The sequence below is a fragment of the Erwinia sp. HDF1-3R genome (assembly GCF_039621855.1).
GTDB lineage: Bacteria > Pseudomonadota > Gammaproteobacteria > Enterobacterales > Enterobacteriaceae > Erwinia.
The window spans coordinates 1,013,428-1,026,653 of record NZ_CP155071.1 but is presented as its reverse complement, the minus strand read 5'-3'; the positions used below and the strand labels follow the sequence as shown (position 1 = coordinate 1,026,653).

Genomic DNA, 13,226 nt, shown 5'->3' with positions numbered 1-13,226 from the left:
AGTGCCCTGTTTTGTGTGGTTTGCTTGTTTGACGTTTTAAATCACGCCGTGTTGACCTATATTATCGCCACGCATTTCGAGTATCGGTCGACACAACTATGAAAGACATTAATACCCTTATCAGCAACAACCGCGAATGGTCCCGACTGCTGAAAGAGGAAGATCCGGGCTTCTTTGAGCGCCTGTCACTGGCCCAGAAGCCCCGCTTTCTCTGGATTGGCTGTTCCGACAGCCGCGTCCCGGCCGAGCGCCTCACCGGCCTGGAGCCGGGTGAACTCTTCGTTCACCGTAACGTCGCTAATCTGGTGATTCACACGGACTTAAACTGCCTCTCTGTCGTGCAGTACGCCGTTGAAGTACTGGAAGTGGAGCACATCATCATTTGCGGTCACTACGGCTGCGGCGGCGTACAGGCGGCGGTGGAAAATCCTGAGCTGGGCCTGATTAACAACTGGCTGCTGCACATCCGCGATCTGTGGTACAAGCATAGTTCGTTACTGGGTGAGCTGCCGCCGGAAAAACGCTTTGATAAACTCTGTGAAATCAACGTGATCGAACAGGTCTACAATCTGGGGCATTCTACTGTGATGCAGTCTGCCTGGAAGCGCGGCCAGAAAGTCACGATCCACGGCTGGGTTTACGGCATTCAGGACGGCTATCTGCGCGATCTGGAAGTGACCGCCACCAGCCGCGAAACCCTTGAGCAGCGCTATCGCCACGGTATAGCAAACCTGCTTAACGAGCTTGAAAGCCCCAACTGATTGCAGGCGACGCATCATATAACAGGCCGGGAAACCCGGCCTTAGTCGTTTGTGCGCAGGTCCGGTTGCCCGGCCCGTCGCACAAATGTTCCTTACTCTTCCAGCATCACCACGTTGCCAACGTAAGGCAGATGGCGATAACGCTGGGCATAGTCAATGCCGTAGCCAACAACAAACTTATCCGCAATAGTAAAGCCGACGTACTCAACCGGTACCTCGACTTCACGACGTGAAGGTTTATCCAACAGGGTGCAGATTGCCAGTGATTTCGGCTGGCGCAGGCTGAGAATATCGCGAACTTTGCTCAACGTGTTGCCGGAGTCGATGATGTCTTCAACAATCAGTACGTCCTTGCCGCGAATATCCTCATCCAGATCCTTAAGGATTTTGACATCCCGGGTGCTGGACATACCGCTGCCGTAGCTGGAGGCGGTCATAAAGTCGACCTCGTGAGGCACGTCGATTTTACGGCAGAGATCGGCCATAAACATAAAAGAGCCGCGCAGCAGCCCGACCAGCACCATTTCGCTGCCGCTGTCACGGTACTGCTCCGTGATCTGCTGGCCCAATTCTGCGATACGTTTGGCGATCTCTGCCTCAGAGATCATTACTTCTACGGTATGTTTCATAAATCACTTATCTCACTGATTTTATTCAGTTAATCGCTATGCAAAGCTTGTTTAAAATCAAGGTATTGATACACCGACTGATATACGGTACATCGCACAGTCATGTACAACAGCCATAGCATGAGTACCTTTTGAAGCGATGGATTATATCAGGGAAGACAGGTTGTGACTCAAAAGGGCCGAAACAAATTCGCCCCGCACGAGGGATATCGCCTTGTTCATAGACGATCCAAGCGTTTAAACTCTGAAGCTGCTCTGTCCCACAAGTCTGTAAACTTCTCCCAGCTGCCTGCACCACCCCGGTACTCGCTACAGCTTGAATTAATGGCCAGCGGCGGCTCACGTCTGAGTGTCACTGTTCAGGATATACATGAAAATATAAAGAAAACCCCCGTCAGAGACAGGGGTATAACTGGGTAAGCATGAGTACAAATAATTTACAAAATTTTTTATTCGGTAGCTCAGTCATAAAGCCAGCGCCCCGCTTTGGCGGACTCAACAAGCATTCTGACGGTAAACGGCTGAGGTTTATGTCGATCCGATCGTAAACGGGCTGGCATTAAACGATTAGGGAGAAACGGCAATATAAGTATTGGGAAATAACGACGCCAGTCTATAGAGCTACAATCAACACCAAAAACCTCAACATATTTATCGACCAGCTCATAGACATCTTCACGAACAGTCAGATATTTACCTGTACTGAGCGATGAATCAATATCAAGCGCCTCGCAACGTAATTCATCTCTTACAAATTTAAGCACAGCATCATCGACAGAAGTCATATTCTGTCCTCAGGTTTAACCATGAGGTTATAGTGCCAGATGGTTTTGTGCGAAATCATGGTTATATCATAAAAAGTGATCGCTACCCCTACCCACGGCAACCATCTTCCTATGAGACCGCCTAAACTCGCAGTTCTCGCCCACCGACCATTAATTAATGTTTTCCAGGTAGGGGAACGCCAGCGACTATCTAACCGATACGAAATTATTCTGCGCAGACCTAACGACAAAAGGCTTGTTCCCCTTGTCGCTGTTTTGGGTTTTCCAGGAACGTGAATTATGTTAAAGCTACCTACAATTGTAGCAAAAGCAAAAACATCTAAACCGTCCAGTTGCTTTTCTGCCTCATCCACCAGAATCCAGAAAGCAAGCTCACCCGGAGGCAGGTTACACATCCCTCTGAAATAGTAGCCATTAAGTTGTTCAACCGTATCCATACATGCTCCTTGCTGATGATTATCCTATCTTAGATCACTGGGTTACAGTTGGCACACGTCAAATGCTTTTGGCAAAGGCTTCAGTCATGCTCCAACAGCTTATTCGACACTGGCAGACCATGTTCACGGTAGCTGACCGGGCTGAACTTCCGGGCGGCTTTCGCCCTCAGCCCCTGAACACGCAGGCTGGCAATTTCAACGGACATTTTCTGCTCACGTTCGGAAGGGAAATATGCATTTTTGAGCTTGCTGCGCCAGACAGACGTATAGACTTCCAAACTCGATGTTAACGAAATTTTATAATGCAAAAGCTTCTATAGATAGACCGTTAATTCATTTACAGCCGCGATTATGCGCATGATAACGTACGCTGAATTTATCCCTTTTCAGCACGCCACATCGGCAGGAGATTGCATGGCTACCCCCCATTCTAAAAAGACGCATATCGGCACGCGCGAGCTACAGCCCGAAACGCAAATGGTAAACTACGGCTACGATCCGGCCCTTTCAGAAGGCGCGGTTAAGCCTCCGGTTTTCCTGACGTCTACCTTTGTCTTTAACAGCGCGGAGGAGGGGAAGGACTTTTTCGACTACGTTTCCGGGCGTCGTGAACCGCCGGAGGGCGGTGCCAACGGGCTGGTTTACTCGCGCTTTAACCATCCCAATAGCGAAATCGTTGAGGACCGGCTGGCTCTCTATGAGCGAACCGACAGTGCGGCGCTTTTCTCCTCCGGTATGTCAGCCATCTCCACCACCCTGCTGGCCTTTGTTAAACCCGGGGATGCCATTCTCCATTCCCAACCGCTGTACGGTGGAACGGAAACGCTGCTGACGAAGACTTTCCGTCAGCTCAACGTGGCTACCGTGGGTTTCTCTGACGGCGTTAATGAAGCCTCCATTCAGGCGGCGGCAAACGAGGCCATGCAACAGGGACGCGTGTCGGTGATCCTGATTGAATCTCCTGCCAACCCCACCAATAGCCTGGTGGATATTGCGCTTATTAGTCGGGTTGCAGACGCTATTGAGCAACAGCAGCAGCATCGCCCGCTTATTGCCTGCGACAACACGCTGCTCGGGCCGGTTTTCCAGCGCCCCATCGAGCAGGGCGCGGATATTTCGCTCTACTCCCTGACGAAATATGTTGGCGGGCATTCGGATCTCATCGCCGGGGCAGCAATGGGCAGTAAAGCGCTTATCAGGCAGATTAAAGCGCTGCGGAGTGCCATCGGCACGCAGCTCGATCCGCACTCCTGCTGGATGATTGGCCGCTCGCTGGAAACGCTGTCGCTGCGGATGGAGCGGGCGAACGATAATGCTGCCGCCGTGGCGGCGTTCCTGCGCAACCACCCCAAAATCGAAAAGCTGCACTATCTCTCCTTTTTGCATCCCGACTCTCCGGCAGGTCAGACGTTCAGTAAACAGTGCAGTGGCGCGGGCTCAACCTTCTCGTTTGACGTGGTGGGAGGTCAGCCCGCCGCTTTCAGGCTGCTTAATACCCTGGAGCTGTTTAAGCTGGCGGTAAGCCTGGGCGGTACCGAGTCTCTCGCCAGTCACCCGGCCAGCACCACGCACTCCGGCGTGCCCGCAGACGTACGCGCGCGCATCGGTATTAGCGAGTCAACTATTCGGGTGTCCATTGGGATAGAGAACCGGGACGATTTGATTGAAGATCTGCGCCTGGCGCTGGAACAGCTCTGACGCTGGCTCAGTACAGCAGCTCGCGGGCACAGGCGATAAAATCGCGCACCGCGCTGTTGTGCATATGCTTTTGCCAGCTTAGCGTCAGCGTGGTGGTGGCTAACGGGTCATCCAGATGGCAGTAGTCCACCTCCGGCACCATCACCGAAAGCTGGGTTTCCGGTGCCAGCGTGACGCCCATGCCGATGGCCACCAGACCAATGGCGACGGAAACATCCCGGGTAAACTGAACCTTTTGCGGCGTAAAACCCGCGCGCAGGCAGGCTGAAAGCGTTGACCACCCCAGACCCACCCCCGGTGGGTCCTGCTGGATAAGGAACGGCTCCTCTGCCAGATCGCTCAGGCTGATACGCGTGTTATGTAGCTGCAGATGATGGTGCGGCAGCACGGCAATCAGCGGCCGGGTGGTCAAATCCAGATAATCCAGCTGCGCCTGGCGGGGAACGGGCGAACGCACCAGCGCAATATCCAGCTCATCATCTAACAGTAAGGTTAATTGCCGGTTAACATCATGTTCTTCAATGGCAATTTCTATCTCGGGACGGGCTTTTCGGTAACCGCTGATTAACATTGCCAGTACCGGATCGATAATAGATGAGCCTACATAGCCCAGCCGGATCCGCCCTTTAAACCCCTTGCGCAGGCTTAACGCCGTTTCGCGAATCTTTTCATAGTGGCTGACCGCCAGGCGCGCATCCGCCAGCAGCTGCGCCCCCTCATGCGTTAATACCACGCTGCGCCGGTTGCGTAAAAACAGCATCACCCCCCACTCCTGTTCCAGCGCCTTAATATGCTGGCTTAATGCTGGCTGGGCGATATTCAGCCTGAGCGCCGCCTTACCGAAATGAAGTTCTTCGGCCAGGACCACAAAGGAGTGCAGTTGGCGATTGTCCATCAGTAATAAAAATTCCTTATCAGAAAGGCGTTATTTATTATTGGACATATATCACCGGGGTCCTGAAACTGCAAGGACAGCAGCGGCAGGCAGGGCCATCAGCGACTGACCTCGCGGCTGCTGACGGCTGCGTCAGTAGAGTCAGGGCTGGCGTGATGGTGATGAAATGCGTTGAGGTTTATTAAGATGTCTGAAAAGAATAAACAGGATACCCAGCCAAAGGTCACAGACCTTCGCTCCGCACTGGCACTACTGAGTCAGTATGATGACGAGTTGATTTATACCGATGAACCCGTCGATCCCATTGCCGAGCTATCCGGTGTTTATCGTTACGTTGGGGCCAACGGTACCGTGCAGCGTCCTACTCAAATCGGGCCAGCCATGATTTTCAATAAAATCAAAGGCTATGATGATATGCGCGTCCTGATTGGCCTGCTGTCATCGCGTAAACGCGTGGCGCGCCTGTTTGGTACCACTCCTGAAAAGCTGGCCTTTATGCTGAAGGATTCAGTCAATACGCCAATTGCCCCTGTCGTTATCCCGCGTGAAAAAGCCGCCTGTCAGGAAGTGGTGCACCTGGCAACCGATCCCGATTTCGATATTCTTAAGCTGCTGCCCGCCCCGACCAATACCCCCGACGATGCCGGTCCCTATTTTACCCTGGGCATGTGCTATGCGGCCGATCCGGAAACCGGCGAACATGACGTGACCATTCACCGTCTGTGCGTGCAGAGTAAAGATGAGATCTCCATGTACTTCGTGCCGGGTCGCCATCTGGATGTTTTCCGTCAGAAAGCCGAAGCCGCGGGTAAACCCCTGCCTATTTCAATCAGCATTGGTGTCGATCCCGCCATTGAAATCGGTGCCTGCTTTGAGCCACCGACCACGCCGCTGGGTTTTGATGAGCTGTCTATTGCCGGTAGCCTGCGTAACCAGGCGGTTGAGCTGGTGGACTGCGCCAGCGTCAAAGCACGCGGTATCGCTAACGCCGAAGTGGTGATTGAGGGTGAATTATTGCCTAACGTTCGGGTTCGCGAAGATCAGAACACCAATACCGGCAAAGCCATGCCAGAGTTCCCCGGCTACACCGGTGACGCTCAGGCAGAAGTGCCGGTGATTAAAGTGAAAGCCATCACCCATCGTCGCCACCCCATTTTGCAGACCTGCATTGGTCCCAGCGACGAACACACCAATATGGCCGGGATCCCAACCGAAGCCAGTATTCTGCAAATGGTTGAACGCGCCCTGCCCGGCTTCGTTCAGAATGTGCACTGCCCGTCACCGGGAACCGGCAAGTATCTGGCGGTGTTGCAGGTCAAAAAACGTTCTCTGGTGGATGAAGGACGGCAGAAACAGGCCGCGCTGCTGGCGTTCTCGGCCTTTTCCGAACTGAAGCACATTATGCTGGTGGATGAGGATGTCGATATCTTCGATCTCAGTGACGTGATGTGGGCGATGACGACGCGCTATCAGGCGGATGTCAGCACCACCTTAATTCCAGGCGTACGCTGCCATCCGCTCGATCCCTCTTCGGATCCCGCTTTCAGCCCCTCCATCCGCGCCCATGGCATTGCCTGTAAAGCCATTTTTGACTGTACCGTGCCTTATCATCTGAAAAAGAACTTTATCCGCAGCCAGTTCCTTGAGGTTGACGTTAACCGCTTTATTCCGGGCTTTAAAAAGTAAACAGGAGAAGGTATGTCAGGGTCAGTCAATTCGCTGAAAAAACAGCGGCTGATAGTCGGTATCAGCGGTGCCTCCGGCTTTTCATACGGCGTCCAGGCACTACGCTTCCTGCGCCAGGCTGAGATAGAAAGTCATCTGGTTATCACGCAGTCTGCCCACCTCAATCGGGAGCACGAAACCGACCTGAGCGAGGAGGATGTGATGGCAATGGCGGATGTGGTGCATCCCATCCGGGCGGTCGGGGCCGCTATTTCCAGCGGCTCTTTTCAGACCATGGGCATGCTGGTTGCACCCTGTTCGATGCACTCCCTGGCTGCCATCGCCAGCGGCGTAACGGATAATCTACTGACCCGTGCAGCCGATGTGGTACTAAAAGAGCGCAGGCGGCTGGTGTTGATGGTGCGGGAAACGCCGCTCCACGCGGGTCATTTGCGCAATATGCAACAGGTAACGGACTGTGGCGGCATTATTTTCCCTCCGGTGCCAGCCCTGTACGCCAGGCCACAAAGCGTTGAGGAGATTATTTCCCACAGCGTGGCGCGGGCGCTGGGTTTATTCGGTGTGGAGTGTGCGGAGCTGCCCCGCTGGGGTGAGACCGTAAGTTTAAACAAGGAGTGACAAGTCGTGATTATTGGACCTTATATCAACGGTGCCGCCGTGCTGATTGGCGGTATTGCGGGTGCCCTGCTGAGCAGTAAACTGCCTGAACGGGTACGCACCTCAATGCCGCTGATTTTTGGCGCGGCCTCAATGTGTATGGGGATCGTGCTGGTCAATAAAGTGTCCCATATGCCGGTGATGGTGCTGTCGGTGATCCTTGGGGCCCTGTTAGGCGAGCTGGTTTATCTTGAGAGAGGAATCGGTAAGCTGGGTGCAAAGGCGCGCGGACTGGTAGAACTGGTGGTGCGTACGGAGCCGGGCAGTGAAGAGTCACAGGCGCAATTTCTGCAAAGTTACGTGGCGATTATCGTCCTGTTTTGCGCCAGCGGCACGGGGATTTTCGGTTCCATGCATGAGGGAATGACCGGCGACTTTAGCATTCTGATTGCAAAGTCTTTCCTCGATCTCTTTACCGCGGCCATTTTTGCTACCACGCTCGGGTTTTCGGTCGCCATTGTGGCGATACCCCAGCTGATTATCCAGCTGCTGCTGGCTTACGGTGCCGTGTTTATTCTACCGATGACCACGCCAGCCATGCAGGCGGATTTCTCAGCCGTCGGTGGCGTACTGATGTTTGCGACGGGTTTTCGCATCTGCGGTATCAAGGTGTTTCCGGTGGCCAATATGCTGCCCGCCCTGGTGCTGGCCATGCCCATCTCGGCGCTATGGAGCATGATATTCTGATAGGGTTAGCCTGAAAAAGTAAAGCAGCTGGCTCGTTTAGAGCTAAACCCGCCCGCTGCCACCTGTTTAACCATGATGTTTTATCGCCATAATTATAAAAAAATCATCTGTAATTATAAATTATAAAATTAATCACCTGCCAATACGCCTGTTTAAAAGAAAGATTTTAACTAAAAAGGTCAAGCGGCACCAGGGACGCCCCTTGCCTTGAGAATACAAAAATCAAGGTGGCATTAAAATGATTAAGAGAACGTTGCTCGTACTAATTTCCTGTCTGATACAGCCAGCCATTCACGCCGCGGAGAACGACATCCCACCGCAGAACGTATTACAGATAACCTCCTACGCGGACGATGCCAGTCCGGGGACGCTACGCTGGGCAATACTTAAAAATAACCAGCATCCGGGAAATTATCGTATTGAATTACATACGCTGGGAAAGAAACCTTATGCAATCAAACTGCAACAGCCTTTACCCCCGCTGATGGGTCCGGTAGAGATTATCAACACGGACTGGCGGAAAACCAATGACTATATCGCCATTGACGGCAGCGGCTATATAAAACCCGTCGATCCCCGCGCCTGTCCCGGTGCGGTCGAGGGGCAGTATGGCGCCAACGTGCGTACCACCAGCCTTCCCGGTTTAGTGCTGCGTGATACCGGCCACGTAACATTACAGGGGCTGGAGATTACAAACTTTTGTATTGGCATTTTAATTAACCGCTCCAGCGATAATGTCATCGAAGATAACCGCATTGTCGCTAATCATGGCGGCGCGGGATTAATGTTAACCGGTGACGATGGGAAAGGAAACTCCACTGCCACAACAACGCAGAGGAATAAAATATTGCGCAACACCTTTATTAATAATGGTGATGCGATGGAAGCCACCCGGGGTGCCTCTTTTAATCTTGTTGCAGATAATTTTATTACCACAGATTCAGTGAATAATAAGGAGCCCTCACAGGGGCTGGAAATGCTGTGGGGCAATGATAATGAGATCATTCGTAATCATTTCGAAAATTACTCAGATGGCGTTCAGATTAACTGGGGTAACCGTAACTATATCGCGGCCAACACCTTTGTTAATCTCTCCTCCGCCGTCACCCTGAGCGGCAGCGGTAATATCGTCGATGGCAATACCATGACGGGTAACCGCGTGGCCGTGTCAGTGCGCCCACAGGGTGAAGCCGGTAAGGATGGCCGCTTCGGTATTAACCGTATCAGCGGGATCTCCAGTAACCGCATCAGCGAAAATATCATGATCGATAACGGCAGAAATATTAAACGCTGCTTTGCCGGAGGCAGCTGCCTGCCGCACTTAGCTGGGGCAATTGTCTTTAACGTTCCGGGCCTGGAACATGCTGCTTTTATCGGTAATCGCGGCGGCGGTATCAGCGAAGACACCAGCAAAATGGAGAAGATCTGTGCGATTGACGGAGGAGTGGCGGGCTGCGAACCGACCCCAAATGAGGGGCAAACCGCGCCGCACATCGATCGGGTGACGCTTCATGCCGGACAGCTTAGCGTAGAGGGAGAGGTTAAGGGCATTGCCAATACGCTCTACCGCATAGAGTTCTTTTCCAATCGTCGTGCGGATGAAAACGAGGCGGAAGACATTCTGGGCTATCAGATGGTGGCGATAGGGGCGAATGGCCAGGCCCACTTCCACTATCAGCTGACCTTACCGGCCAGGTTACAGGTTGCCAATGTGACCGCCACCGCAACCAATAACGATGGGGCAACCTCAACCTTAAGCCAGCCAGCTGCCCTAAGGTAACGATTTTTCACCCCATTGCCGTCGGCTATGACGGGTTAAAGGCGGGGCCCTGCCCGCCTTAGACTGGCCTCAGCTGACGGTAAAGCCCAGCATCATTCCCGTGTCCTCATGCTCCAGCAGATGGCAGTGCGCCATATAGGCCTGCTCTTTTGTCGCGGCATAATCAAAGCGTACCAGCACTTCACTGCGCCACCCCTCAACCCTGACCATATCCTTCCAGCCGCTGCGGTGCGCCGCCGGGGGTTTGCCGTTTTCGGAGAGGATGCGGAACTGCGTGCCGTGAATATGAAACGGATGAAGCATCTCATCGCCTTCCCCGGAGACAGTCCACTTTTCTACCGTTCCGCGCGGCACATCGAACGCGGGTTTGGCCATATCAAAGGCCATACCATTGATCTTATTGCCGTTATGAAAATCGTACTCATCCTGCTGAGGCTGCGGATGCGACATACCCGCCATGCCGCCATCCGCACGCCTTTTCTCAGGTGCCGCGTCGTTATCGTCGTGGTCATGCGCATCGCCGCCCATACCGGCCATTGCCGCACCACCATACTTCTTGATGAGCGCCAGCATCCCGCGACGCTCAAGCTCCGGATCCATCGACAGCTGTAGCCAGCGGCTCTTGTCCACCTGCTCCGGCAGCGCCGGTAGCTCAACCAGCCTGTCGGGCAGCGTGCCGCTCGCCATAACCCGTAGCGGGGTAATGCTCAGTACCGGCAGCGGCTGGTTGAACGGTTCCAGCGTCATGCCCATCTGCCGCACCGGCAGCGTCTGCAGGTCAAACGCTTTGCCATCGTGGGTATCAACCAGCACTTCAAAGCGCTCGCCCGGCATCATTGACAGTGTCTTCAGCGGCACCGGCTCGGACAGTAAGCCGCCGTCGCTGCCAATGACATACAGGGTGCGGTCATCGCTGGCGGTCAGATTAAGCGAGCGGGCATTGCAGCCATTCAGCAGGCGCAGGCGCAGCCAGCCGCGCGGTACGGCATGCTGCGGGTAAATAGCCCCGTTAGTCAGCATCGTATTCCCGAACCAGCCAACCGCCGCGCCCATCACGTCCAGTTCATAATCAATCCGGCTGCCATCGGCGCTCAGCCGTTTGTCCTGGAGGATCACCGGAATATCATCCACCCCCCAGATTTTCGGCAACAGCAGCTTACCGCTTGCCTCATCATTCATCAGAACCAGTCCGGCCAGCCCCTGTGCGACCTGGTAGCCGGTCCTGCCGTGCTGATGAGGATGGAACCAGCAGGTGGCCGCGGGCTGATCGGGCGTGAAGCTGACGCTGCGGCTGGCACCCGGCGCAATCAGCGCCTGCGGGCCACCGTCAACGTCGCCGGGCAGTGCCAGCCCGTGCCAGTGAACCGTGGTCGCTTCGGGCAGGGCGTTGTGAACGTTGAGGGTGACGGCCTTGCCGCGCTCAAGCTGAATGGCCGGGCCGAGCAGGCTGCCATTATAGCCCCAGCTGGTGACCGACTGACCCTGCCAGACGGTTTTACCCTGCTGCGCGGTGATGTTCATGACGCCGCGCGGGTCCGGCGTCAACAGGCTGGGAATGGGCAATTCGGCCCGGGGCATCGCGGCCATCAGTGAACGGCTCCACAGCGGCAGCGCGCTGGCTGCGCCTGCTGCGGCACTCAGCTTAATAAAATCACGACGTTGCATTACCCTGTCCTTACGCTGGCGGTCGGTATCAGTGACGCAGCATAAACCCTTACCCTGCGGGAAGGTCAAGCCTTGCCGGTCCCTCTGCGCCATCCACCGTCATTAAATCGCCTTTTCAGCGCGTTTCTCTGGCAAATTTGTCTGTAGCCGCCCCGTAACTGTGCTAAGTTCAGCCTATTGCCAACCTCTGAGAACAATGTATGAAGAAAAGCATCAAGGCTCTGTTGATACTGGGCCTCTTCGGCTTCTCGTCGACCAGTTTTGCCCTGAGCGAATCGGAAGCGGAAGACATGGCGGATCTTACCGCCGTTTTTGTTTATCTGAAGAATGACTGTGGTTATCAGGATCTGCCTGACACGCAGATCCGCCGGGCGCTGGCCTTTTTCGCCCAGCAAAATCGCTGGGATTTGGCTAACTACGACAGTTTTAATATGAAAGCCTTAGGTGAAGACAGCTATCGCGATCTGAGCGGTATTGCGGTGCCTAACGCTGATAAATGCAAATCTCTCGCGCGTGATTCTCTTAGCCTGCTCGCCTGGGTGAAATAATCCTCTTTCTTATCTACGCTTTGTTGATAATTTGACCGTGCAACCGCGGTCAGAGTTAGCTATTATATCGCGCCCATTTTTCGTGGCTGTTTATGAGGAAGGAGAGTCCCACCATGGCCGAAAAAGAAATGTGGTATGAAACGCTTCATGCCGGGTTTGGACAGTATTTCGCTGTCGACAAAGTCCTGTACCGTGAAAAAACCGGACACCAGGATCTGGTTATCTTCGAGAATGCCGCTTTAGGTCGCGTTATGGCACTTGACGGCGTGGTCCAAACTACGGAGCGCGATGAATTCATCTATCATGAGATGATGACGCACGTCCCGCTGCTGGCACAGGGTGCCGCAAAGCGCGTGTTAATTATCGGCGGTGGCGATGGCGCGATGCTGCGCGAGGTCAGCCGGCATAAAAGCGTCGAGCACATCACCATGGTAGAGATCGACGCCGGCGTCGTGACGTTCTGCAAACAGTATCTGCCGAACCATAGCGCGGGTGCCTATGACGATCCGCGCTTTACGTTGGTGATTGATGATGGCGTGAATTTCGTCAGCCAGTGCCAGGATAAATTTGACGTGATCATCTCTGACTGTACCGACCCTATCGGTCCCGGAGAGAGTCTGTTTACTTCGGAGTTTTACGAAGGCTGTCGCCGCTGCCTCAATGAAGATGGCATCTTTGTGGCACAAAACGGGGTCTGCTTTTTACAGCAGGATGAGGCCATTAACAGCCACCGTAAGCTGAGCCACTACTTTAGCGACGTCAGCTTCTACCAGGCGGCAATCCCCACCTACTACGGCGGGATTATGACCTTCGCCTGGGCGAGTAATAATCCAGCGCTGCGCCAGCTTGATACGGCCACGCTACAGGCGCGCTTTGATGCCGCCAACCTGAATTGCCGCTATTACAATCCGGCAATCCATACCGGCAGCTTTGCCCTGCCGCAATATCTGTTGAATGCGCTGGCTAACTGACGGTGTATTTTAAGGGGGTGAACGAAA

At 54.0% G+C, this 13,226-nt stretch carries 14 protein-coding genes; 8 read left to right on the top strand and 6 right to left on the bottom strand.

Going from position 1 to position 13,226, the window contains the following annotated elements; translation table 11 throughout:
- The first annotated feature begins 98 nt into the window (after nucleotides 1-98).
- Nucleotides 99-761: a carbonate dehydratase gene (can, locus tag AAGR22_RS04600; RefSeq protein ID WP_067706659.1), complete on the top strand. Its 663-nt coding sequence runs from the start codon at nucleotides 99-101 to the stop codon at nucleotides 759-761.
- A 92-nt stretch (nucleotides 762-853) separates the two neighbouring features.
- Here can and hpt read toward each other — a convergent pair whose 3' ends face one another.
- The 4 genes from hpt to AAGR22_RS04580 form a co-directional block, all read right to left on the bottom strand.
- Nucleotides 854-1,390, bottom strand: coding sequence for a hypoxanthine phosphoribosyltransferase (gene hpt / locus AAGR22_RS04595; protein WP_345830571.1), 537 nt, complete (start codon nucleotides 1,388-1,390; stop codon nucleotides 854-856).
- 461 nt (nucleotides 1,391-1,851) lie between these two features.
- Nucleotides 1,852-2,175, bottom strand: coding sequence for a DUF1493 family protein (locus AAGR22_RS04590; RefSeq protein ID WP_345830569.1), 324 nt, complete (start codon nucleotides 2,173-2,175; stop codon nucleotides 1,852-1,854).
- Nucleotides 2,172-2,612 (bottom strand): STM2901 family protein, encoded by a 441-nt coding sequence (locus tag AAGR22_RS04585; RefSeq protein WP_345830568.1) that lies wholly within the window; start codon nucleotides 2,610-2,612, stop codon nucleotides 2,172-2,174. Before AAGR22_RS04585 ends, AAGR22_RS04590 begins: the two co-directional genes overlap by 4 nt.
- Before the next feature lie 80 nt (nucleotides 2,613-2,692).
- On the bottom strand, nucleotides 2,693-2,818 hold the full coding sequence (locus AAGR22_RS04580) for a hypothetical protein (RefSeq protein WP_345831647.1): 126 nt from the start codon (nucleotides 2,816-2,818) through the stop codon (nucleotides 2,693-2,695).
- A 208-nt stretch (nucleotides 2,819-3,026) separates the two neighbouring features.
- On the opposite strand from AAGR22_RS04580, the gene AAGR22_RS04575 reads away from it, so the two are divergent.
- Nucleotides 3,027-4,310 carry a cystathionine gamma-synthase family protein gene (locus tag AAGR22_RS04575; RefSeq protein WP_067706665.1) on the top strand — a complete coding sequence of 428 codons (1,284 nt, stop codon included), beginning with the start codon at nucleotides 3,027-3,029 and terminating at the stop codon, nucleotides 4,308-4,310.
- Nucleotides 4,311-4,317: 7 nt separating this feature from the next.
- On the opposite strand, the gene AAGR22_RS04570 is transcribed toward AAGR22_RS04575, so the two are convergent.
- Nucleotides 4,318-5,205 carry a LysR substrate-binding domain-containing protein gene (locus AAGR22_RS04570; RefSeq protein WP_345830565.1) on the bottom strand — a complete coding sequence of 296 codons (888 nt, stop codon included), beginning with the start codon at nucleotides 5,203-5,205 and terminating at the stop codon, nucleotides 4,318-4,320.
- A 186-nt stretch (nucleotides 5,206-5,391) separates the two neighbouring features.
- Here AAGR22_RS04570 and AAGR22_RS04565 point away from each other — a divergent pair, with 186 nt between their 5' ends.
- The 4 genes from AAGR22_RS04565 (at nucleotide 5,392) to AAGR22_RS04550 (ending at nucleotide 10,015) form a co-directional block, all read left to right on the top strand.
- Entirely contained in the window at nucleotides 5,392-6,891 is a 1,500-nt protein-coding gene (locus AAGR22_RS04565; protein WP_345830563.1) for a UbiD family decarboxylase, read from the top strand.
- Nucleotides 6,892-6,903: 12 nt separating this feature from the next.
- Nucleotides 6,904-7,509: a UbiX family flavin prenyltransferase gene (locus tag AAGR22_RS04560; protein ID WP_345830561.1), complete on the top strand. Its 606-nt coding sequence runs from the start codon at nucleotides 6,904-6,906 to the stop codon at nucleotides 7,507-7,509.
- Between the two features lie 6 nt (nucleotides 7,510-7,515).
- Nucleotides 7,516-8,235 carry a DUF554 domain-containing protein gene (locus AAGR22_RS04555; RefSeq protein WP_067706677.1) on the top strand — a complete coding sequence of 240 codons (720 nt, stop codon included), beginning with the start codon at nucleotides 7,516-7,518 and terminating at the stop codon, nucleotides 8,233-8,235.
- 238 nt (nucleotides 8,236-8,473) lie between these two features.
- Nucleotides 8,474-10,015: a NosD domain-containing protein gene (locus AAGR22_RS04550; protein ID WP_345830558.1), complete on the top strand. Its 1,542-nt coding sequence runs from the start codon at nucleotides 8,474-8,476 to the stop codon at nucleotides 10,013-10,015.
- A 69-nt stretch (nucleotides 10,016-10,084) separates the two neighbouring features.
- Here the strand turns inward: AAGR22_RS04550 and cueO are convergent, their stop codons facing one another.
- The gene (cueO, locus tag AAGR22_RS04545; RefSeq protein WP_345830557.1) at nucleotides 10,085-11,680 is read right to left on the bottom strand and encodes a multicopper oxidase CueO; all 1,596 of its coding nucleotides are present in this window, start codon (nucleotides 11,678-11,680) and stop codon (nucleotides 10,085-10,087) included.
- Nucleotides 11,681-11,880: 200 nt separating this feature from the next.
- Between cueO and AAGR22_RS04540 the strand changes: the two genes are divergently transcribed.
- Both AAGR22_RS04540 and speE read left to right on the top strand, forming a co-directional pair.
- Nucleotides 11,881-12,228, top strand: a complete 348-nt coding sequence (locus AAGR22_RS04540) for a YacC family pilotin-like protein (protein WP_067706688.1) — start codon at nucleotides 11,881-11,883, stop codon at nucleotides 12,226-12,228.
- Nucleotides 12,229-12,341: 113 nt separating this feature from the next.
- Nucleotides 12,342-13,199 carry a polyamine aminopropyltransferase gene (gene speE, locus AAGR22_RS04535; RefSeq protein WP_345830555.1) on the top strand — a complete coding sequence of 286 codons (858 nt, stop codon included), beginning with the start codon at nucleotides 12,342-12,344 and terminating at the stop codon, nucleotides 13,197-13,199.
- Nucleotides 13,200-13,226: the final 27 nt, after the last annotated feature.

Excerpts from the sequence above, each read along its gene's own strand:
- AAGR22_RS04560 (WP_345830561.1), top strand. The coding sequence starts at position 6,904 with ATGTCAGGGTCAGTCAATTCGCTGAAAAAACAGCGGCTGATAGTCGGT.
- AAGR22_RS04570 (WP_345830565.1), bottom strand. The coding sequence starts at position 5,205 with ATGGACAATCGCCAACTGCACTCCTTTGTGGTCCTGGCCGAAGAACTT.
- AAGR22_RS04565 (WP_345830563.1), top strand. The coding sequence starts at position 5,392 with ATGTCTGAAAAGAATAAACAGGATACCCAGCCAAAGGTCACAGACCTT.
- AAGR22_RS04575 (WP_067706665.1), top strand. The coding sequence starts at position 3,027 with ATGGCTACCCCCCATTCTAAAAAGACGCATATCGGCACGCGCGAGCTA.
- cueO (WP_345830557.1), bottom strand. The coding sequence starts at position 11,680 with ATGCAACGTCGTGATTTTATTAAGCTGAGTGCCGCAGCAGGCGCAGCC.
- hpt (WP_345830571.1), bottom strand. The coding sequence starts at position 1,390 with ATGAAACATACCGTAGAAGTAATGATCTCTGAGGCAGAGATCGCCAAA.
- AAGR22_RS04550 (WP_345830558.1), top strand. The coding sequence starts at position 8,474 with ATGATTAAGAGAACGTTGCTCGTACTAATTTCCTGTCTGATACAGCCA.
- AAGR22_RS04580 (WP_345831647.1), bottom strand. The coding sequence starts at position 2,818 with ATGTCCGTTGAAATTGCCAGCCTGCGTGTTCAGGGGCTGAGGGCGAAA.
- AAGR22_RS04590 (WP_345830569.1), bottom strand. The coding sequence starts at position 2,175 with ATGACTTCTGTCGATGATGCTGTGCTTAAATTTGTAAGAGATGAATTA.
- can (WP_067706659.1), top strand. The coding sequence starts at position 99 with ATGAAAGACATTAATACCCTTATCAGCAACAACCGCGAATGGTCCCGA.
- AAGR22_RS04540 (WP_067706688.1), top strand. The coding sequence starts at position 11,881 with ATGAAGAAAAGCATCAAGGCTCTGTTGATACTGGGCCTCTTCGGCTTC.
- AAGR22_RS04585 (WP_345830568.1), bottom strand. The coding sequence starts at position 2,612 with ATGGATACGGTTGAACAACTTAATGGCTACTATTTCAGAGGGATGTGT.
- speE (WP_345830555.1), top strand. The coding sequence starts at position 12,342 with ATGGCCGAAAAAGAAATGTGGTATGAAACGCTTCATGCCGGGTTTGGA.